Raw genomic sequence first — 19,914 nt, forward strand, 5'->3', positions numbered from 1 at the left:
GATATGAATGGACCTAGGTCCAAATAGGATCGGCATGCCGTATCTCAGCACCGCTCTCGCAGGAAAGGCCGGTCTCATAGGAACGGCTGCCGATAAGGCCTGCAGCCGCTTCGCGCAGCACATGCACACGAGTTGCCGCATCGTCAGAGGGCAATGGCTTGCCGCCCTGACGGTGCTGTTCCCGGAACCATTCAAGAATGGCGGCAATAACTGAGATGCCGTCCTCTATCGCTTCATCCCACAGGTCCCACACGCTTTCGTTATTCTTCTTCTTGCCTTCCACGGGATCGAGCCAAGGAGAGCGGGATTCATTGAGGATATCCAGGGCAGGCATGTTCCGTTTATAGACAAGAGGCTCTATTTGGCCGAAGGTCAGAACTCTGCGGATACCGCGCGGATCGTAGAATAAGCGCTGTGCCCGGATCATGTCGCGGATAGCTCCCTGCCAGTAGTCTCTTCTAACGCGGGGAGCGAGCTCCGGATAATAGATTGCGGTTGCTTGCTCGAAGGCATCAATAATCGTCTCCGGCAGGATACCATTATTATTAATCTCGCGCCATACCTGTGTCTTCCAAGTCTCAAGTCCGAGGAGCTTGCGTACAATGAGAGTATCCATCATGACTTCGAAGCGTTGATGATCCCACTTGCGGAAGCCTGATCGGCTGAAGACATAGGGGTGCATATTGCGATCCAGAATATGATGCAGTACAAAGCCCAACGCGTAGACAAGTGCCGGGTCAGCAGTGGCAGGCGGCAGACTGCGGCTGCTAACGGAGTCCAGCAGATGCATCATGACAGGGCCGCATTGCCGGTTATGCATTTCGCTGCCAAGCTTATTCATTGTTTTATCCTTCTGCCAAGGGAGAAAATGATGATAGAACAGAAAGTCAGGACCCTGACACCCCATGTTAAACATTCGAAGATGTTCGGGGGCAGAGATCAATTGCTTCTCCCCGATAAGCTCCATTACTTTTTGTCCAAATATGAGATGTGTCCATATATTCGGCATGCTTCTACCTCCAACTGGGTCTTAGGTTCTACAATATATAATTAAAATAGATAAAATGCACAAAAGGAGTAGTATACTTGTCCTAACTATTCTAGTATAATAAAAACAAACACGGAGATACGCGAATTTAGTCGAAACGAGGTGCGTCTTCACGATGAATGCCGAATATATTAATCCCTTCTTAGAGTCCGCAAGAGTTGTCATCGAACAGGTGATTCAAGTTCGGCCGGAGACCGGACGACTGGGCATTAAAGATGTTAAGTTCGTTGAAAACTATATTTGGATTCAAATCGGACTCAATGGTCAGATGAATGGTGATATTGTGTTCGGACTGAGTGAAGAAGTAGCTCTTAAGATGATTTCTGCCATGATGGGCGGCTATGTTATTTCTGAAATTGACGATATCGGCAGGAGCGCGATTTCGGAGCTCGGCAATATGATTAGCGGCAACGCGAGCACGATGCTGTTTAATCAGGGAGTAAGGGTGGATATCACTCCGCCTAAAGTTTTGCACTCCGCCATGTCTGCCGGCTTCTCCGCGCAGAAGGCACTCACAATCCCGTTAATCATGGATGGTATTGGTGAACTGGATATTCAAGTGCTAGTTGCATCGTAACATGTTTTAAGCTCCTGCGGGAGCTTTTTTCTTTGTTTCCGCCTATAATATATACACCATTGCTTTGCCTAATTGTTCCGGTTGAAGTAAACTTGAATGCAGGTGATATGCGGTGATAAATGGAAAAATTGTACTGATTACAGGCGCGGCCAGCGGCATCGGGGCAGAAACAGCCAAGCTGCTGGCAGCCCGTGGAGCAATTCCCGTGCTGACGGGGCGCAATGAGCGCAAGCTGCAGGAGTCAGCCGCTTCAATAAAGACAGCTCATGGCTGCTACAAGCTGGATGTAACCGACAGTGCTGAAGCAGCAGCCGTCATGGCCCAGGTTGTGGAGCGGTTCGGACGGATTGACGTTCTGCTTAATAATGCGGGCTACGGATTATTTGAACCCTTTGCCGAGTCGTCAATCGAACAATTCGAGCAAATGATGGATACGAATTATATGGGAATTGTGCGGTGTACCAAGGCGGTTCTGCCTATTATGAAGCGGCAGGGCGGAGGCCACATCATTAATGTTGCCTCTATGGCTGGCAAGCTCAGTACGCCTAAATCATCGGGGTATGCGGCTACGAAGCATGCGGTGCTGGGGCTGACGAATGCGCTGCGGCCGGAATTGGCGCCGCTTGGAATTACGGTCTCGGCAGTGAATCCCGGGCCGATTGACACCCCTTTCCTGCATACTGCCGATCCTGAGGGATCGTATGCGAATAAGGTTCGCGGCTATATGCTCCAGCCGAAGCAAGTAGCGGAAGCGATCATTAAAGTGATCCAGCGGAGAACAGCTGAGGTAGATTTGCCGCTGTCGGCATCAATTGGGATTCGAATATATGGCCTGTTTCCACGATTGGCGGATCGTGTCGCAAGCAGATGGCTGCATCGCAAGTAAGCTTATTTTTCGAAAAGAGGGGCATGGATGAGTGTGAATAATGATAATAAAAACATCGCCAGCGGTGAGAGAGCAGCGGCTGATGCAAGCGTTAGCTGGGAGTCGCTTGGAGTGCTGCAAGTAGTGGCGGACAAACTTAGAACAAACGGAATAGAGACACCGACTCCGGTGCAGATTGCTGCAATTCCGGCATTGCTGGCAGGACAGGATGTATCTGCGAAATCGCAGACGGGAAGCGGCAAGACGCTTGCTTATATGCTCCCTGCATTGCAGAAGGTTGATCCATCAAGCTCATTGGTTCAGGTGATGGCGATTGCTCCGACACAGGAGCTTGCCATGCAAATATACCGCGTAGCGGAAAGCTACGGAGAGGTGCTTGGTATTAAGGTTCAACAGCTTATCGGGGGCGCTTCAATGCAGCGGCAAGTAGACAAGCTTAAGCAGCATCCGCAAATTGTGGTTGGTACCCCTGGGCGTATACATGAAATTATGGCTGCGGGCAAGCTGAAGCTGCATCATATCCGGATGCTGATCGTCGATGAGGCGGATCAGGTCTTTAGTCTGGGCTCTACCAAGGAAGTGAAGATCCTGCTCAAGGGGATGGTGCGGGATCGTCAGATCGCGTTCTTTTCCGCTACGCGTCCGGCTGAAATCAAGTCCATTGAGGAGCAATGGATGCGTGACCCTCAATATGTGGATGTAACGGCGGAGCAAGAAGTGCCGAGTCAAGTGAATCATTACTATCTCGTGTGCGACAAGCGGGACAAGGTCGATACAGCCAGAAGACTTATCAGGCTGCTCAATCCTGCTTCTGCGCTTCTGTTTATTAACGATACAGACGAGATTGCCAACTATGAATCGAAGTTCGGATATGAAGGATTCAATATCGCAACCATTTACGGTGATGCAGACAAGCAGAAGCGGGCGGCAAAGCTAGCACGCTTTCGCGATGGGCGCTGCAAGCTGCTGCTGGCAACGGATGTTGCGGCAAGAGGGCTTGATATCGTTGATTTGCCGCTTGTTGTCCAGCTCGATCCAGCTTCTGATGCGGATCATTATGTGCACCGCTCAGGCCGGACAGGCAGAATGGGCAAGCCGGGAACGGTCGTTTCCATCGTGACACCGCAGCAAATATTTATTATGGACAAGTTCCGCAAGCAACTCGGTGTCAACCTGCAGGAGAAGGTCATGTACCGCGGACGGCTGTGCGATCCAAGTGAAATGAAGGACGATCGCAGCGGTTCGCGCCCGGTGTGGAATGACCGTGGTCGCAATCAAGCAGGGGCTCACTACGGAACCCGCGGCGGCCAGCAGGGAGGGGCTTCGGGAACTCGCAGTGGTAACGGGCAGGAGGGATCCGCGAGAGCGCGTAGCGGCAACCAGCAGTGGGGATCTACGGAAACCCGCAGCGGACAGTACCGCAACACAACATCGCAGGGCCCGGAGAATAGAGGTGCGGATGGACGAGCAGTGCGGCGGAATTATACTGCTGAATCTGATCCTGGCGAACGAAGCGATGTAAACGGCAGCACCCGGCAGTTGAATGATATTATCGGGGGAATCTCGGAGCGAATTGGAGGAAGACGGGGCTCCAGGCAGGCGAGTACGGGCGGAGCCAACAAGTCGGGAGAGCAGCCGAAGGGTAATAAGAAAGCAGCGGATCAGGCCGGTACTGCCAAGCCGCAATCCAAGCGGGAGCAGGAACGCAACCGCAAAAATAAAGGTGCGCCCAAGTGGCTGAAAGCCAAGCGTGACGGCGGGGAGAATCCGCAAAGCTAAGCAGCGCGGCCAGTTCAGTGCCAGCATCCAGCCATAAGCAGGAAATATCGTGTTAGAGAACGGAATAACGATCCGATGTGCGGTTGTAAGCAGGAAATTCCGTGCTACAGCTTCGAGAAAATTAGTTCCATCGTGCGAAACGTGACTTTACACCGAAAAAACCGCTTACAGCGCATCAAATGATCCCCCCTCTTAGCTGAAAGGCGGAAAAATCGGCTTACAGAAAGAAATCAGCAACCGATGCTGCAACCTTGGATGATGTTTACAGAAAGAAACTCCCGTTGTTGCAGCCTTCCTTGATTGCCACTATGAGTCGATGATGACTTCATGCGGATGCGGATTGGATGCGGATCAAGGGGCTGGGCATCGGGTTTTTAAGTTTGTTTATTATCATAGACTTTATCAACAATCAGAGACAGCGGCGACCGCTGTCTCTGATTGTTATTGTCAAGGTAATATACGCTCGGACAGTTACTTCCGAAGGAGCGGATCACAGGTATTGAGAGACCGAAATTAGCAGCGAATGCGAGTGATTGACAGCCGTATCGCCATACCGCGCGCTGGGAGCTGCGCACGGTGCAGAGTAGGCCGATTTCATAGGCTGAACAAATCTTTTTATACGAAGACCCCCTCAAAAGGGCGGCGGGCCAGCGAACGTTATGTGCGAAAGCTAAAACAGCGGCATGGACCGCATCGTATAAGGAGAGTGTTAGACACGATGAAAACTTCATTCCTAAGAAAAGCAACGATTACATCGATAGCTTTACTCACGCTTGCGGGCGGAGCAACGGGCGCATTTGCAGATGGGAAGGGCAAAGGACACGATAAGAACAAGGAGAAAGCAAAGCAAAGCAAAAAACAGGATATAGACATCCATTTACATTTTAAAGATGAGAAAGAACTGAAATGGGCATTGGAGCATATTGTCCGCCTGGCTTCCAAAGGTGTCTTCAACGGGTATGAGGACGGTACCTTCAAGCCGCAGCAGTCGATCTCCCGCATCGAGTCCATCGTAGCTGCTGTTCGTTTGATGGGATTGAAGGAGCAGGCTGAATCGGCTGCGGAGATGGAGACTAAGCTTAACTTCAAGGACGCGGATCAGCTCAAGAAGAAATATCCGTGGGCAGTTGGCTATGTAGCCGTAGCGCTGGAGAAGGATCTGTTCAGCGAAACGGATGACGCGATCCAGCCCGAAAAGCCGGCGACACGCTTGTTCGCAGCTACGCTGCTCGTCAAGGCGCTTGGCCTGGAAGCAGATGCCAAGGCGAAAGCCAATACGGAGCTGGCGTTCAAGGATGCGCATAAAATTCCGGCAGGCTCAGTCGGTTATGTTGCTGTAGCGCTCGAGAAAAACATCATTACTGGCTACAACGATAGCACCTTCCGTCCGAATCAGCCGGTTACCCGTGCAGAGCTGGCAGCTCTGCTGGATCGCACGGACGAGCAGCTCCCGGATCATGACGCGCAGGCTATTACGGGCAAGCTGAAGGCTTCGCCTGCCAACGGCTCCATCGTTGTTGTTAAACCGGACAATCAGGAAGTTACGATTGCGCTTAGCTCCAACGTATTTATTTTCCGCGACAATGTGAAATCTACGGTTGCTTCGCTGCAGGCTGGCGATGAAGTGCTTGTACGCACGTACCAGAATAATGCCGTCTTTATTGAAGTGACGAAGTCAGCAGCTCAGCCTGTGATCACGAAGGAAACAGGAAAATTTAATTCCTACTCGCTCAATTCACAAGGCAAAATTGCAACGATCTCGATTACGAAGGAAGTTACCTCAGGAACGCAAGCGCTGGTGCTGAATGTATCCCCTGATGTCAAGATTGAAGGGAATGCAGCTCTCTTGACCTCCGGTCAAGCGGTTGAGCTTACTATTCTTGGCGGAGTTGTCCACACGATCAAAGTCGTTCAATAACATTGCATCTGTTCGTTATATGGAAGAGTAACAAACAGCTTCTCTTGCTGCTAATAGGCGGCGGGAGAAGCTGTTTTTGGTTCAAGATAGCATATAAATATTAAATTTACATAAATGGTATATTTTATATTTTTGGTATGATATGATGCAATTGTACCGGTACATGACTCGAACATTTAAAGGATAAAGGAGTGTCAATTATGCTGTCAATGACTGCCAAACCTGCAGCGAAGCTCTCTTCCATTCTACTCTCTCTGGCATTAGTATTTACGTTTATATTCGCAGTTTCACCGAACGCTGCACATGGATCGCCGAATGCGGTTGATCTTGTGTATGCAAAGCTGGATGGATTTGCTTACAGTCCTTATATTTTTGGTTCCATAGAGGTAGACAACCTGGCTTACAGCAAAGAGGTGTATGTCGTGTGGAGGGGCAGCACGAGTGAGGCCTGGAAGGAAAAAGCGGCAACCTTCGATAGAACGACAACTGGCAATCGGGAAGCGTGGAAGTTTATTGTGTATATTGGCGGCCCGAATACGGAATTCAAAATTAAGTACGTCGTCAACGGCCAAACATACTGGGACACCAACAACGGCAGCAACTATAAGATAAGCGATCCCTCATCTACAGCTGCTCCATATGTAGCAATCGGGAATCCGCCGATTAAAGTGAATGTGACGAACAGCTTCTATGATTATGGGGTTGCATATTTGGATGGGGCAGCAAATCAGGTGCATTTTACAGCCTTCGTCAAAAATCTCGCCTTCACTAAAAACGTGACATTCCGCTACACCACGGATAATTGGCAGACCTACCAGGATGTCAGTGCCTCTTATGACTCTGCGGCGACGAACAGCAGCAATGCATTGGAGCTCTGGAAGGTTACTGTCCCGATCAGCAGCACTGTGCAGAATGTGAAGTTCAGCGCTTCCTATACCGTTAACGGAGTTACTTATTGGGATAACAATCTTGGCCTCAACTATGAATTGACCCGCTAAATTCAGCAGCTTGGTCGCCCTTACTGCCGCCTGTGCTTCACAGGCGGCAGTTTTTCTGTCTATTTTGTTTGTTTTAATGTCTCATCCGGGGGAAGAGGTTTTATTTTTGACTCATAATTTGGTAGTATCATGAAGAGAACGATGGGGTGAGCTAATGATGGATTCTGTCCTAGAGGTGCGAAATTTGACAGGCGGATATAGTCCGCGCAGGCCGGTGCTTCACGGGCTTTCCTTCGAGGTCAGGGCCGGTGAGATGGTCGGTCTGATTGGCTTGAACGGTGCGGGAAAAAGCACGGCCATTAAACATATTCTTGGACTTATGCAAGCGCATGAGGGCGATATTCGCATTCAAGGCAACACGCTGGAGCAGCAGCCGGAGCAGTATCGCAGCGCGCTTGCTTATGTGCCGGAGACACCGCTGCTGTTCGATGAGCTGACCGTGGAGGAGCATCTTCGGCTGACCGGGATGGCTTATGGTGTAGAGGAATCGCTGTATAGCGAGCGGTGTGCGAGTTTGCTGGATGAGTTCTATATGACGGGCAAGCGCAAGGCATTCGCCGCGCACTTGTCCAAGGGCATGCGCCAGAAGGTTATGATTATGAACGCCTTGCTTGCGCAGCCTGCGCTTTATGTGATTGACGAACCGTTCCTCGGCTTGGATCCGCTCGGCATCCGCTCGTTGCTGGACAAGCTGGTAGAGGTGAAGCGGCAGGGATCCGCTATATTTATGAGCTCTCATATTTTATCCACGGTGGAATCCTATTGCGACAGATTCATCGTGCTGCACGGCGGGAAAATTATCGCTCAAGGAACGCTTGAGGATGTATGTGCGACAGCAGGAGTGAGCAGCGGGATCGGCTCGCTGGAGGAGGCATTTTACCGGATGGTAGCGGATGGAGGGCGACATGAACCGGTCGGTTGACGCGATCTGGCGGCAGCGGGCAGGCAGGTTCTGGCAGGAATCGATGCCCTATATCCGGTATATGGTGCAGAGCGGTGTCCCGTTAGTTGCTTCCATGCTGCTGTTTACTGGAATCGCCAGCTATGTGGGATTGCTCCGGGCTGTACCGGCCGCATTCCCCTTCACATGGGTTGGTGTCATTGTCTTGACGCCCTTCAGCTGCTGGAGTCCGCTGCGTACCTGGCTTCGTGAGGCGGATACGGTTTTCCTCATGCCCCGCGAAGCCGAGATGAAGCTTTATCTAGGGCAAAGCTTCCGTTATAACGGCATTGCCGGTACTGCCGCGCTGCTCCTGCTGTGTCTAATCTACTGTCCGCTGTATGTGCAAGGCCCGGGACAGCTCGATTGGCCTCTGCTGCTGCTCGCTGCTGTGCTCGTCAAGCTGCTGAACACGGCTGGCGCATGGCAGGAGAGAAGAATGCCGTGGCAGGGCGCGCGCTTCAGCATTCGCATGCTCCGCTGGATCGTTACAGCTGCAGGGTTGGCGCTTCTGCTGCAAGCGTCTCCATGGCTGGCAGTAGCGTATGTAATTGCGGCTGCTCTGCTGATGGCGCTGCTCTATAGAAGCCAGCGCAAATACCGTCTGCCCTGGCTGCTGCTGATTGCCGAGGAGACGCGCACTCGGCGCAGATACAACGTGTTTTTCAGCGCTTTTACCGATGTGCCGTCGGAGCGAGCCCAGGTTGCCAAGAGAAATTACCTTGCATGGCTCGCAGCCCGTTCCCGTTACAGCAAAGGAAATGCATTCGTATATTTGTATGGGCATACACTAATTCGGACAGAGCTTGGCGGTATCATTATGCGGCTGACGGCTCTGGGCACTGTGGTCGGAACGCTTACGGCACATTCCGGCCTGGGGCTCGGCTGGGGCTCCGCCGGCGTCAACCTGCTGTTCGTATGGCTGACAGGTGTACAGCTCGGATCGCTCGTCCAGTCCCACCGCCATTCCGTCTGGAGGCATGTCTATCCACTGCCGGATAAGGCGCGTCTGTCAGCTCTGCTGCGCATTGACCGGATAGCATCGCTTATCTGCATCAGTGTGCTGTGGCTGCCACAGATTATACTGCTGCCTGGGCAAGGATTGCTTGCTCCTGCCGTTACAGCGGCTTTACTGGGGCTTGGATATATTTTTGTTATAAGGCCTGTCGGGCTGAAGCGGAATTTCGCCCGTACGGATGATGACTGACATAAATGCTAAGGAGGATGAAAGTATGGCAGATCCACGTATCGAAAAGCTTGCTGAAGTGCTTGTTAATCATTCGGTGAAGGTGCAGCCCGGAGAGCGGGTTCTTATTATAGGCGCCTCAGAAACAGCACCGCTTATTAAAGAGGTATATCGCCGGGTTCTGCGGGCTGGAGGACATCCTATTACACAGATCAGCCTGGCGGAGATGGACAAAATATTTATGGATGAAGCCAATGAGGAGCAGTTGGCCAATGTCGAGGTAACGGAATGGCTCTATCATAAGGCTGATGCGCTCATTCGGATTCTCGGAGGAGCGAACAACAAGGAATTAACGAATGTAGACCCTGTGCGGATTCAGCAGCGGCGCAAAGCAACAGCTCCACTGTCCCAGTATTTGATGAAGGGCGGAGCCAAGTGGGTATTGACGATGTTCCCGACGCAGGCACAGGCTCAGGATGCGGATATGTCGCTTGAGGAATATGAGAATTTCGTTTATAGCGCCGTCAATGTCGATTACGGGGCCATGGAGCAGTCGATGCTGGCGGCTGCGGAGCGGTTCAATGCTGCGAAAAAAGTCCGTATCGTCGGCAAGGAGACAGACTTGACCGTCGATATTGAAGGCCGTCAGGCCGTTATATGCGCAGGCACGCATAATGTGCCGGATGGAGAGTTTTTCTTCTCGCCGAATCATCTGCTTACGGAGGGACATATCTATTACGAGTGGCCGACAATCTATGCCGGACGTGAAATTTCTGGAATCCGGCTCAAGTTTCAAGCGGGCCGGGTTGTGGAATGCTCTGCGGAGAAAGGCGAGGAGGCGCTCATTCAGGCGCTGGATACGGATGAGGGGGCCCGCTATCTCGGAGAGCTGGGAATTGGAGCAAACTTCGGGATTGTGAATCCCACGAAGGATATTCTTTTTGATGAGAAGATTGGAGGCTCTGTGCATCTGGCGGTTGGCAGAGCGTATGAAGATGCCGGAGGCGGCAATGAGTCGCTTATTCATTGGGACATGATTAAAAACCTCAAGGATGGCGGGGAACTCTATCTGGACGGGGTGTTGGTGCAGAAGAACGGCAAGTGGATTTTTTAAGTAGCAGAGATGCTGGAGAATGGAGCGCAGCCCGGTCTGGGAGGCGCTCTTTTTACAGCTTTGGTTGTTCAAATATTTTACAAAAATAGATTTTGTGGTAAAATATACTGGAAACGAATACATAGTAGGGGGGAGCTGTCTTTTTCATATCCATCGTTTAATTTTCACTAAACTCTGCTCAAAAATAGAACTTTTTAGGACGTTGATGCGTCTAGTAAGGTTAGAGGGTAATTTTACCTCTGCTGCATCTGTTTGAGATTGAGCGTGTTCTCAACAGACAGGACAGACAATAATATGAAATGAAATTTATTAGGGGGTTTTGAAGTGAGAAGGTTAGGCAAATGGAGTATTCTATTAATTGCAGTGATGTTTCTAGTATCCGCTTGTTCCTCCGAAAGTAAATCAACGGTAAAGCCGCTGGACAAGGATGAGAAGGCTGTCGTGAAGGTGATGTATTGGGATGAGCAGACATTCTTTCAACAATACGGGAATCTGTTCAGCAGCAAGTTTCCGAATGTGGAAATTCAAGTTGTAAGTATGATGTCGCTTAATGGACAGAATGAAGACCGTGAGAAAGCTTTCGATGACTTGGTAGAGAAGGAAAAGCCTGATGTCATGATGCTGGATACCTCCCAATATGAGAAGCTGGCAGCGGACAATAAGCTGGTTGAGCTCGAAAGTCTGCTGGAGGACGAGGATTTCCTCGGCGGCGATATTCTTCCCGCTGTTATTGATATGTTGAAGGAAAAGGGAAGCGGAAAGCTGTACGGCTTATCTCCTACATTCTATAGCCAGGCGCTCTTCTACAACAAAGATCTGTTTGATAAATATACGATTGATTATCCGACCGACAAGATGTCATGGGAGGATGTTCTCAGTCTGGCGAAGAGATTCCCGACTAGCGGCAGCGAGGATGAGCGGATATACGGCTTCAGCGCAACATACAGCAATGCTTACTCGATCGGGAATGCAATCGGGTCAACATTAGGCTTGTCGTTTACCGATACGGATGGCAAGCAGCTGACTTACAATACCGACAGCTGGAAGAAGACGTTCCAGATAGCAGTCGATGCCATGAAGTCTGATACCTTGTATACGTCAGATCCGAAAGGCATGATGGGCACTTCTTATGACGACTATTTGAAGAGTGATTTGTTCACGATGGGCAGAGCGGCTATGACGCTTAATGGCTCTTATGCTATTGATTCGATGAAGCAGGCGAAGGACGCTTTGAAGGACTACAAGCCGTTTAATCTGGGTATTGTTACTGTGCCTGTCGATCCTAGCAATCCGGATGTAAGCACATCATTCGGCGTGTACAACATTTTCGCTATCAATGCCCAATCTCCGAACATCAGTGCCGCTATGGAACTGGTCAAATATATTAATGGTGACGAGACGGCGAAGCTGCAATCCCGTTCCCAACGCTATGGGGACTTGTCAATGCGGACGAAATATATTAAAGATGCCGATGGTGTAAGCTTGAAGCCATTCTACACCCTTAAGCCTAAGCCGGATGTAATAGAGCGCTACAGAAATATCCCAAGTGCTTTCTATCAGTCGTTCTCCGAGCTTGCGAATACTGAGCTTATGAAGGTTGTTGAAGACAAGCAGTCGTTGGATGAAGCACTGAAGACCATCAATGAGAAAGGTCAGCTGGAGCTGGATAAAGCGAGACTGGCTGAAAAAGAGGAGAAGGAAAAGGAAAAAGCTGAGGAAGGCAAGGAAGCAGCCAAGTAGCCAAGCGGCCAAGTAGCAGCGGCCTCTCAGTAGAATCGACGGACTGTCGCATGAGCAGATGAAGATGAGTTTGCTGGAATGGCGGCAGCCTCCATTCGAAGACAGCGCGAAGGAGTAAGAAGCCTTCGAAAGTGCATGAATTTCGGTTACAAGACGCCATAATAGTACAATCCCTGCGATCATGCATGAATGTGAGAAAAAAATCGACCGATAGGGGGAAATGAAGGTGAATGCCTGCACTTTGGCAGGAATGTCACCTTCATGGGGGCAGAAACGAGAGAATAAATGCCGTTTCGCAGGTTTCGCCTTGCTGGCATCCCGCATTTTGAACGTCTCGGCGTTTGAATGACGGATGCCTGCCTATCACAACAGCTTGAGGGGCTATCCCAAAAAGGGTAAACCCGAGTGAGTCAAACCCATAAAATATACAAAAGAACCTTCAAAACCACTTTAATAGTGGAGTTGAAGGTTCTTTTTCAATCCTTTATTACATGCAAAGCGGGAGCTGTAATTCCAAAAAGGATTTCGGGACAGGCCCCTTTCTGTACCAGTGTGCAGGTGGCCCTTCATATATCGCCCATGCGCCCCAATATGTGACCTATGGGGGAGCGCTGCTTATTGGTTTTGGCTTGCCAGAGTAACGTCTTGCACGGCTTTGTGAATCGTATCGAATAGATCCTCAAGGTTCTGTTCCTCAATACAGGAGAACGCAACGCGAAGGTCAGTCTGGCCTAGAGCGATTGTGCCTACTCCATATTCATCAAGCAGTCGCGTGCGGACGGTCTCCGCTTCCACGCCTTGCAGCTTGAGGCACATGAAATATCCGGAATTGAACGGATAATACGACCAGATGTCGCCATAACGGCCGCTGTCGAGCAGCTGCTTCACCCGATTGGCGCGGCCTTTCATGATGTTGGACTTCTCCGCTTTCTGCGCATCGAATTCAGGGGATTGCAGCGCGCGCAGAACGAAGGTCTGCGAAGGATGCGGCCCGCTGGAAATGGTGGCGCGGATAATGCCAAGCGTCTTCTGCTCCAATGCGCCAAGCATAGCTTCCGTTTGCGCTGCAAACGTGATGAAGCCAACGCGGAAGCCCCATACATACTCTTCCTTGGTGGCGCCGTCGATCTTGACAGCAAGCACCCGCGGATGCAGGGCTGCAAGCTTGCCGAACAGGGATTCATGCATGGAATCCTCGAAGAAGAGGCCGAAATATGCGTCATCGGTAACCGCAACAACATTCACGCCAGCCTCTGCAGCATCGCGGATCGCAGCGACGATTTCTTCGCCTTCCTGTACACCCGGCGTATAGCCTGTCGGATTGTTCGGGAAGTTGAGCACAACGATTGCTTTGCCTTTGCCCTTCTGGGCAAGCAGCGCATTGCGAAGGCCTTCGCTGTTGAAGCGGCTCTCCTCGTTGTAAAGCGGGTATTCCACGATCTCGGCGCCGCGGCGGATGCCGAAGGTCAGCTCGTAGTTCTCCCAGTTCTTGTTCGGAATGACAACGGCATCTCCAGCGTCTGCGAACAGATCGGCAACGATGCTAAGGCCATGTGTCAGTGCGTTCGTAACGACAGGATTGCCGTACAGCTTGCCGTCCAGAGAAGGATTCTCCTTGAGCATCTTGCTGCGCCACGCGGCGCGCAGCTCTGGCTTGCCTGCTGGCGGGGCATATTCATAAATGTCCTTGGGATTGTAAGCAGAAAGCGTGTCTTGAATGACCTTCAAGTGCATAGGCACTCCGCCTTCAGTTGCAATGCCGATGGTTGCATTGTATTTCTTTGCTTTCGCTTTCGCTTCAGCTGATTGGCTAAGAATGCCTTCTTTCGGGAAATAAATCGCTTTGCCGAGTGACGACAACATGGCATACACATGCGCATTCTCACGCTCGATTGTCGCGTTTAACTGCTGTGCAAGTGGGTTCATGGAATTCATTCATCCTTCCAAAATGTTCGTTTCTTCTTGATGGACCCCTAATCAGAAGCCGTTTAGCCCATATTATATCACTTTTGTGGAGTGGAAGGCCATTAAAGAAAATGAAATTGGCAACAATTATTTCGAAACGCAGTGGAATGGTTATTAAGCTTGCGCGTGTAAATTATGGTGGTGTATGATGACAACGACAGGGCCAGTCCGCAGCGGCTGTTAAGCCAATCATTTCTATTAAGCTATAGGGAGGGAGTCATCATGCTGCATTGTCCGCCTTCATCATTTAAACTGCTTTCTTATTTCGCCAAAATCGTCTGCGAGCCCGGGTGGAAATGGCAGAAAAGGGAGAAGCCTATGGCCAACTTTGACCTCTTCTATGTGTGGAGCGGCCAAGGCGAGCTTGAATTGAATGGCAAGGTGTATGAGATCGGCCAAGGCAGCTGCTTCTTGTTCAGGCCGAATGATTATACAAGCGCGACGCATAATCCACAGAAGCCTCTCGTGCTGACCTACATTCACTTCGATGTCACGGAGCAGCTTGACAGCATTCCCCTTTCCTATCGCGTTCTGAATGAAACGGTCGATTTTGAGAATTTGCTGTCGAGGTATGTGCGTCTCTTCCTTGTTAAGACCTATGCGGCGGAGGAGGAAGCGCAGCTGATTCTGAAGCAGCTGATGATTCATTTGCTGCGAGTTGATTATGAAGGGCCTAGAGAGCGCAAGGCGAGCAATCAATTGACAGAGGAGATTCATGAGGTGGCTAACTTTATCCGCCAGAATCCCGGTATTGCCCATCGTGTGGAAGAGCTGGCGCAGCGCGCGCAGCTGTCTCCGCGATATTTTTCCATCAAATTCAAGGAGATTATCGGGACGTCGGTACAAACCTATCTGATACGGACGCGCATCGAACGGGCGCAGCATCTGCTGATGCATGCGGGGATGAACGTGACAGAGGTAGCGGATGCGCTTGGCTATCGGGATATTTTCTTCTTCAGCAGGCAGTTCAAGCAATACACGGGGAAAAGTCCTTCGGAAATTAGATGAATGGCTGGATATGAGCCGATGATATAGCAATCCTTAATATTGAGAGGTTCCGCTGGAGCAGGTCGTTCCTTGGCGGGGCCTCTTTTCTGCATGCAAAACAAAACGCCGCAGCATCGGATCATCCCAGGGAGATGACGCGATGCTGCGGCGCTAAACAGCTGCTTGCAATTGACAGGAGCCGTGGCCCCCGTAGTGGCTAGCTGTCCATTATGGTGCCCAGTTTTTCACCCATTCTCACTTTCTTGCCTGTCATAAGATCGTTTCTTGGAACGAAGGTATCATCCTCAGTAAGCAGCACGACTGTTGATCCGAATTCAAAGTATGCAAGCTCCTGGCCCTTGCTCACCTTATCATGCTGGGGCTCGACGTATTTGATGCTGCTTACGTTCATCGCACCGACTTTGACAACTGCAGTTTCGCCGGTTTGATGTCTGATGTATGTTATAAGCCGCTCGTTGCGGCTAAGCACTCTTGGCATATGGCGAAGCCCAAAGTCATTCACGGGGTAAACCTTGCCGGGCACATGCTCGCGTTCGACAATCGTTCCGTCTACAGGCGTATGGATGCGGTGGTAATCAGTCGGACTCAGGTAGAGCACCATATAATAGCCGTTCTTGTAATTCTCCATGCGAGGCGAGCGGTTAAGCAGCTCCTCAATCGTATAATTCTGGCCTTTGACATTAATGATGGTTCCTGCCTCAATCGGCCCTATTCCTGTAATCAGCGCGTCTACGGGACTGACAAGAGCAGCAGCGGCGGTATCAATTGTGCGTACGCCGGGCTTCAAGCGTCTTGTGAAAAATTCGTTCAGCGTGCTGTATTCGTCAAGCCGTTTCTCGGCCTCTTCAATTGAAATTCCATAAGTCTTGGCAAATCGGGGTATAAAGCGCCGGCTTGCATGTGATTGTGCGAAGCGGCCGGTTATACGCGAGATCCATTTGCGAGAGCTGAGCTCGGTCATCGATCTTAGCAGCCATTTAGCCATGCTGCAGGTTCACGTCCTTTCTAAAGTTACCATGCATTGTTATGTAGCTCTCCGAACTAGTTTGACATATCGCGTTCCATTAATCAATACAGATCATGATCTCCATGCCGCTCCTGTCAGGTTTAATGCGTTCGATTCCGGCAAATGCTGGTTAGTGAGGTGATTGAGGATGCTGGGATTACTGCTGTTTGGATTAGCTGGTGGTTCATTTATATGTTACTGGGTACGAAAGAATAGCCGGATGGCGCAGATTATTCTTGATGCCGCAGCAATGCTGGCGATTGCGGGCTTGTTTATCCCTGCATCGGCGGCTGTTATCGGTACGCTGGTGGATGATACCGTATACATGACACAGGTGCATGAAGTGCTGCTTGACCCGATGTTTCTGCTGGGAGGCGCTTATTTGGGCCCCTATGCGCTAGGAAGGCTGCTGGAATGTGTACAAGTGCCTGCACAGCGGTGAGCGGATTGTATAGCAGGGCAGTAATGTGAGTATCAAGGGGCGGAGCAAAGGGCGCGCTGATAGGAGGATGCCGGGTTCGCGCTCCTAACATTGGCGTATGCTATGACAACAAGCTTATGAAAGAAAGGAGCTGGTTGCATAGATGTCACGGCCCAAAATCGCATTTGTAACTCCGGGTGCCTTTCCGCTGCCATCGCCTAACAGCAGCTCCGTAGAGCGTGTCGTGGAGAAATTTGTACCCCTGCTTATTCCTAATATTCAGGCGCGTATATATGGAAGGATCGGCAGATCGCTGCCAAAGCGCGGCAAGCTTGGCGGCGCTGTCTGCGAACGGTATCCGGCTGGCAACAAGCGCAAATATGTTGGGCGTGTAGGCCGTTCTCTGCTTCAATTTTCGCCGGATGTGACGGAGGTGGAGAATCGGCCGGGCACTGTACTTAGTTTGAAGCGGCTGCTCCCTGGCGGCCGCGTGTGGCTTCACTTGCACTCGGCTACTTTTATCGGGAGGAAGGCGATACGTCCGGAGACGCTGGAGAGAAGTTTGCAGGCGGCAGAAAAAATTATCGTGAACAGCGAGTTTCTCAAAGAGGTCATCGCGGCGCGTGTTCCCAGCTGTGCCAATAAATTAAGAGTCGTCTATCCCGGTGTGGATACCGAGCGGTTTCAGTCCCAATTCTCTCTTGAAGGCGGGCAGCGCAGGGCCAGATTGCGGGATCAGCGAAGGTGGAACGGGCGAAGCGTTGTTTTGTTCATGGGCAGACTAATTGAGAAAAAGGGCGTACACCATTTGCTGCGGCTCATGCCAGAGCTTGTGAAGCGGCATCCGTCGGTGCTGCTCGTTGTGGTGGGGGGAGCCTTCTACGGGTCGACGAGAACGACAGCTTATGTCCGCAGCCTTCATCGTCTTGGAAGGGCAATGCCCGGGCATGTGCAATTCAAGCCCTATGTTCCATATTCCGAGGTTCCGGATTGGTTCCTTGGCGCTGATATTGCGGTAGTGCCATCCGGTAGCAGGGAGGCATTCGGGCTTGTTAATGTGGAGGCGATGGCATGCGGATTGCCCGTCGTTGCAACCCGGGCTGGCGGCATGAAGGAAATCATCGAGGATGGCGTCACGGGCTTTCTTGTGAGCCCTGCAGAGGTCGAGGTCGAGACGCGTGACCGCCTGCTGACATTGCTCCAGAATGAACAGCTGCGGCTGGCCATGGGAATAAGGAGCAGAGAGCGTGTTGAACAGCAATTCACATGGCATCATACCGCTGCACGCTGGTTGAATTTGCTCAGAGAAAATGGGGAATTGTAAAATATAGGTTGAAATTTGCGCCGAGGTTGGGTAAGATAGAGCTAGTTGAGTGAAACTCTCATAGGTGACGCGAAGCAGGAAGCACCTGCTTGCAGGCTGGATTTTTTCAGCATGCAAGCAGGTGCTTTTTTTACTGTGGCGGGTCGTCGAATGATAGAGGAAGGTGGTAGAATATGCTATATATTGGATGCTTTTGATGAATGGGTGGAGGGGGATCACGTGCAGGTGGCATGTAGGAGGGCGATTGCCGTCGTGCAGCATGATATGTGCAATGGGGCAGTGTGGAATAGCGGGGGGCGGTTGTGGATTAGGGGCTGATCAGGAACGGATCAGGGACGGATCATGGGCGGATCAGGAATGGAACAGGAACGGGATCGAGTGTGCAGAGCTGGTTTCATGGTATAGGTCTGGTTTGCTGGTGCTTGAGAGCTACCGAATGTTCTGACGCTGCTGCTGTAAGCGGGAAATATCGCTTTTCAGAAGACGAATGGCTGGAATCGCAGTTTGTAGGAAGGATTTTCCCGCTTATAGACGGCCGATTGGCTGCTGGATGGGTATAGGTGGAGCTGTAAGAGGTTATTATCTGCCTAAGTGATGGAGAAGGGGAGTGATTATTTCTGTAAGCAGGAAATGTCCCGCTACAGGAATGTGATGTGAGAAACATGCAAAACTATCAGATGTGAGGAGAGAAGATAATGATTACGAATAGGACAAAACGAATAGCGGTAGTGTTAGCAGGTGCAGCTGTTGCAATGGTTTGTTGGGCTGGCGGGGTGGGGGCCAATGAATCGGACAAAGTGATCATGTACCCGAAGCCTGTAGAAGTGCTGTACAACGCAGAGAAAATACAATTCGATGTAAAGCCGAAAATGATGAATGACTCCGTCTTTGTTCCGATCCGGTTCATTGCGGACAAGCTTGGCGGCAAGCTGGAGTTAACCGGAAGAAATTTAAAAATTGTAAGGGGGAAATTTACGTTAGAGCTAACGATTGGATCTGCCAGAGCTAAAGTAAATGGAAAAGAACTAATGCTGCGAGTTCCCGTTATAGAGGAGAGAGGACGGACGCTTGTCCCGCTTCAGGTCGTGAATCCGGGTCTGGGCGTTGCTGTTGAATGGGATGCGGCAAGCCGGTATGTGTGGATCGGTAGTAAGACGATCCGCTCGATTGACGATGTTGGCATTGCGGTGGATATTAAACCATTTTTGAAATATTACGAGAAGGCGCCTTATCTTTTGAAAACGATGAAAAACGGTAAGGAAGTAAACTATACAACCGTTAAAGTTCTCTCAGTATCCGATTTGCCTGTAAAACTGTCGGATGATCTCACTATATACGGCATTCACAATGCAACCGTAAAGGGAGAAGATCATGTTGGAATTCGGCAGACGTATGTGGGAGAGGCACACAGAGGCACGCATGTAGCTCTTCTTACTTCCGACAAAAAGGCTCGGTTTCGTCCAAGTGTAGGGGCGTATACGAAAAACTATAAGGATCAAACGAAGCATTGTGTTTATAGTATGTACGGACGAGATGATAAATATATTTTTGGTGCAGAGCCGTCAATTACACGCACAATAAATCAAGTTGAATATATTCAGATAGATACTATATTTCAGGATAGTTTGATATTAATTAAAAACCCAAATATGGTGCAGACACAATGAAAACTCAAAAAGCATTAAGTTATATACTAATAGTCTCAATTTTAATCATGATTGTAGCTTTTCCACCTGGGAAAGTGAATAGTGCTCCGGCAGAAGTGAGGACTCCCCCAGGTTCTCATGTCGCGGGCAATATGAGATACATTGTAGGCTTCTCTTATATCTCCATGTGGAAACATGCAGATGGTACATGGCAATACGGTCGAAAGCCGGGAAAGGACATTGTGGAGACTTTTACATATACATACCGCCTTAATTTTTCTGGTCGCAAAGTAAAAAGGGTGGTTGGGGTTACGCCTTACAGAGGGGGGAACATTGATTTTTTTGAAAACTCTAAACA

16 protein-coding genes are annotated in these 19,914 nt (G+C 50.4%); 13 read left to right on the top strand and 3 right to left on the bottom strand.

Annotated features, from left to right (window positions below; translation table 11 throughout):
• Positions 1-13 precede the first annotated feature (13 nt).
• Positions 14-1,009 (bottom strand): zinc dependent phospholipase C family protein, encoded by a 996-nt coding sequence (locus K0T92_RS06970; RefSeq protein WP_219871718.1) that lies wholly within the window; start codon positions 1,007-1,009, stop codon positions 14-16.
• A gap of 154 nt (positions 1,010-1,163) precedes the next feature.
• Between K0T92_RS06970 and K0T92_RS06975 the strand changes: the two genes are divergently transcribed.
• From K0T92_RS06975 to K0T92_RS07015, 9 genes are all read left to right on the top strand, one after another.
• A complete protein-coding gene (locus K0T92_RS06975) occupies positions 1,164-1,625 on the top strand; it encodes a chemotaxis protein CheX (RefSeq protein WP_219871719.1) in 462 nt (153 codons plus the stop codon).
• A gap of 112 nt (positions 1,626-1,737) precedes the next feature.
• On the top strand, positions 1,738-2,511 hold the full coding sequence (locus K0T92_RS06980; protein WP_219871720.1) for an SDR family NAD(P)-dependent oxidoreductase: 774 nt from the start codon (positions 1,738-1,740) through the stop codon (positions 2,509-2,511).
• 27 nt (positions 2,512-2,538) lie between these two features.
• A complete protein-coding gene (locus K0T92_RS06985) occupies positions 2,539-4,290 on the top strand; it encodes a DEAD/DEAH box helicase (protein WP_219871721.1) in 1,752 nt (583 codons plus the stop codon).
• A gap of 718 nt (positions 4,291-5,008) precedes the next feature.
• Entirely contained in the window at positions 5,009-6,208 is a 1,200-nt protein-coding gene (locus K0T92_RS06990) for an S-layer homology domain-containing protein (protein WP_219871722.1), read from the top strand.
• A 200-nt stretch (positions 6,209-6,408) separates the two neighbouring features.
• On the top strand, positions 6,409-7,206 hold the full coding sequence (locus K0T92_RS06995; protein WP_219871723.1) for a carbohydrate-binding protein: 798 nt from the start codon (positions 6,409-6,411) through the stop codon (positions 7,204-7,206).
• Positions 7,207-7,363: 157 nt separating this feature from the next.
• Positions 7,364-8,128, top strand: a complete 765-nt coding sequence (locus K0T92_RS07000) for an ABC transporter ATP-binding protein (protein ID WP_219871899.1) — start codon at positions 7,364-7,366, stop codon at positions 8,126-8,128.
• Positions 8,112-9,353 (top strand): ABC transporter permease, encoded by a 1,242-nt coding sequence (locus K0T92_RS07005; RefSeq protein WP_219871724.1) that lies wholly within the window; start codon positions 8,112-8,114, stop codon positions 9,351-9,353. Before K0T92_RS07000 ends, K0T92_RS07005 begins: the two co-directional genes overlap by 17 nt.
• 25 nt (positions 9,354-9,378) lie before the next feature.
• Positions 9,379-10,446 (top strand): aminopeptidase, encoded by a 1,068-nt coding sequence (locus tag K0T92_RS07010; RefSeq protein WP_219871725.1) that lies wholly within the window; start codon positions 9,379-9,381, stop codon positions 10,444-10,446.
• A gap of 324 nt (positions 10,447-10,770) precedes the next feature.
• Positions 10,771-12,186: an ABC transporter substrate-binding protein gene (locus K0T92_RS07015; protein WP_219871726.1), complete on the top strand. Its 1,416-nt coding sequence runs from the start codon at positions 10,771-10,773 to the stop codon at positions 12,184-12,186.
• A 615-nt stretch (positions 12,187-12,801) separates the two neighbouring features.
• Here K0T92_RS07015 and K0T92_RS07020 read toward each other — a convergent pair.
• Positions 12,802-14,112, bottom strand: a complete 1,311-nt coding sequence (locus tag K0T92_RS07020) for an aminotransferase class I/II-fold pyridoxal phosphate-dependent enzyme (protein ID WP_219871727.1) — start codon at positions 14,110-14,112, stop codon at positions 12,802-12,804.
• Positions 14,113-14,373: 261 nt separating this feature from the next.
• Between K0T92_RS07020 and K0T92_RS07025 the strand changes: the two genes are divergently transcribed.
• On the top strand, positions 14,374-15,159 hold the full coding sequence (locus K0T92_RS07025) for a helix-turn-helix domain-containing protein (RefSeq protein ID WP_219871728.1): 786 nt from the start codon (positions 14,374-14,376) through the stop codon (positions 15,157-15,159).
• A 196-nt stretch (positions 15,160-15,355) separates the two neighbouring features.
• Here K0T92_RS07025 and asd read toward each other — a convergent pair whose 3' ends face one another.
• Positions 15,356-16,144, bottom strand: a complete 789-nt coding sequence (gene asd, locus K0T92_RS07030) for an archaetidylserine decarboxylase (RefSeq protein ID WP_219871729.1) — start codon at positions 16,142-16,144, stop codon at positions 15,356-15,358.
• Between the two features lie 169 nt (positions 16,145-16,313).
• Here asd and K0T92_RS07035 point away from each other — a divergent pair, with 169 nt between their 5' ends.
• From K0T92_RS07035 to K0T92_RS07045, 3 genes are all read left to right on the top strand, one after another.
• The gene (locus tag K0T92_RS07035) at positions 16,314-16,607 is read left to right on the top strand and encodes a hypothetical protein (protein ID WP_219871730.1); all 294 of its coding nucleotides are present in this window, start codon (positions 16,314-16,316) and stop codon (positions 16,605-16,607) included.
• A 142-nt stretch (positions 16,608-16,749) separates the two neighbouring features.
• A complete protein-coding gene (locus K0T92_RS07040) occupies positions 16,750-17,910 on the top strand; it encodes a glycosyltransferase family 4 protein (RefSeq protein ID WP_219871731.1) in 1,161 nt (386 codons plus the stop codon).
• 695 nt (positions 17,911-18,605) lie between these two features.
• A complete protein-coding gene (locus K0T92_RS07045; protein ID WP_219871732.1) occupies positions 18,606-19,577 on the top strand; it encodes a stalk domain-containing protein in 972 nt (323 codons plus the stop codon).
• The last annotated feature ends 337 nt before the right edge of the window (positions 19,578-19,914 follow it).

The sequence above is a fragment of the Paenibacillus oenotherae genome, assembly GCF_019443105.1.
Taxonomy (GTDB): domain Bacteria; phylum Bacillota; class Bacilli; order Paenibacillales; family Paenibacillaceae; genus Paenibacillus_Z; species Paenibacillus_Z oenotherae.

What these genes read in the sequence shown, in the direction of transcription:
- K0T92_RS06970 (WP_219871718.1), bottom strand. Translation starts at nt 1,009, where the DNA reads ATGCCGAATATATGGACACATCTCATATTTGGACAAAAAGTAATGGAG.
- K0T92_RS06975 (WP_219871719.1), top strand. Translation starts at nt 1,164, where the DNA reads ATGAATGCCGAATATATTAATCCCTTCTTAGAGTCCGCAAGAGTTGTC.
- K0T92_RS06985 (WP_219871721.1), top strand. Translation starts at nt 2,539, where the DNA reads ATGAGTGTGAATAATGATAATAAAAACATCGCCAGCGGTGAGAGAGCA.
- K0T92_RS06990 (WP_219871722.1), top strand. Translation starts at nt 5,009, where the DNA reads ATGAAAACTTCATTCCTAAGAAAAGCAACGATTACATCGATAGCTTTA.
- K0T92_RS06995 (WP_219871723.1), top strand. Translation starts at nt 6,409, where the DNA reads ATGCTGTCAATGACTGCCAAACCTGCAGCGAAGCTCTCTTCCATTCTA.
- K0T92_RS07000 (WP_219871899.1), top strand. Translation starts at nt 7,364, where the DNA reads ATGGATTCTGTCCTAGAGGTGCGAAATTTGACAGGCGGATATAGTCCG.
- K0T92_RS07005 (WP_219871724.1), top strand. Translation starts at nt 8,112, where the DNA reads ATGAACCGGTCGGTTGACGCGATCTGGCGGCAGCGGGCAGGCAGGTTC.
- K0T92_RS07010 (WP_219871725.1), top strand. Translation starts at nt 9,379, where the DNA reads ATGGCAGATCCACGTATCGAAAAGCTTGCTGAAGTGCTTGTTAATCAT.
- K0T92_RS07020 (WP_219871727.1), bottom strand. Translation starts at nt 14,112, where the DNA reads ATGAACCCACTTGCACAGCAGTTAAACGCGACAATCGAGCGTGAGAAT.
- K0T92_RS07025 (WP_219871728.1), top strand. Translation starts at nt 14,374, where the DNA reads ATGCTGCATTGTCCGCCTTCATCATTTAAACTGCTTTCTTATTTCGCC.
- asd (WP_219871729.1), bottom strand. Translation starts at nt 16,144, where the DNA reads ATGGCTAAATGGCTGCTAAGATCGATGACCGAGCTCAGCTCTCGCAAA.
- K0T92_RS07035 (WP_219871730.1), top strand. Translation starts at nt 16,314, where the DNA reads ATGCTGGGATTACTGCTGTTTGGATTAGCTGGTGGTTCATTTATATGT.
- K0T92_RS07040 (WP_219871731.1), top strand. Translation starts at nt 16,750, where the DNA reads ATGTCACGGCCCAAAATCGCATTTGTAACTCCGGGTGCCTTTCCGCTG.
- K0T92_RS07045 (WP_219871732.1), top strand. Translation starts at nt 18,606, where the DNA reads ATGATTACGAATAGGACAAAACGAATAGCGGTAGTGTTAGCAGGTGCA.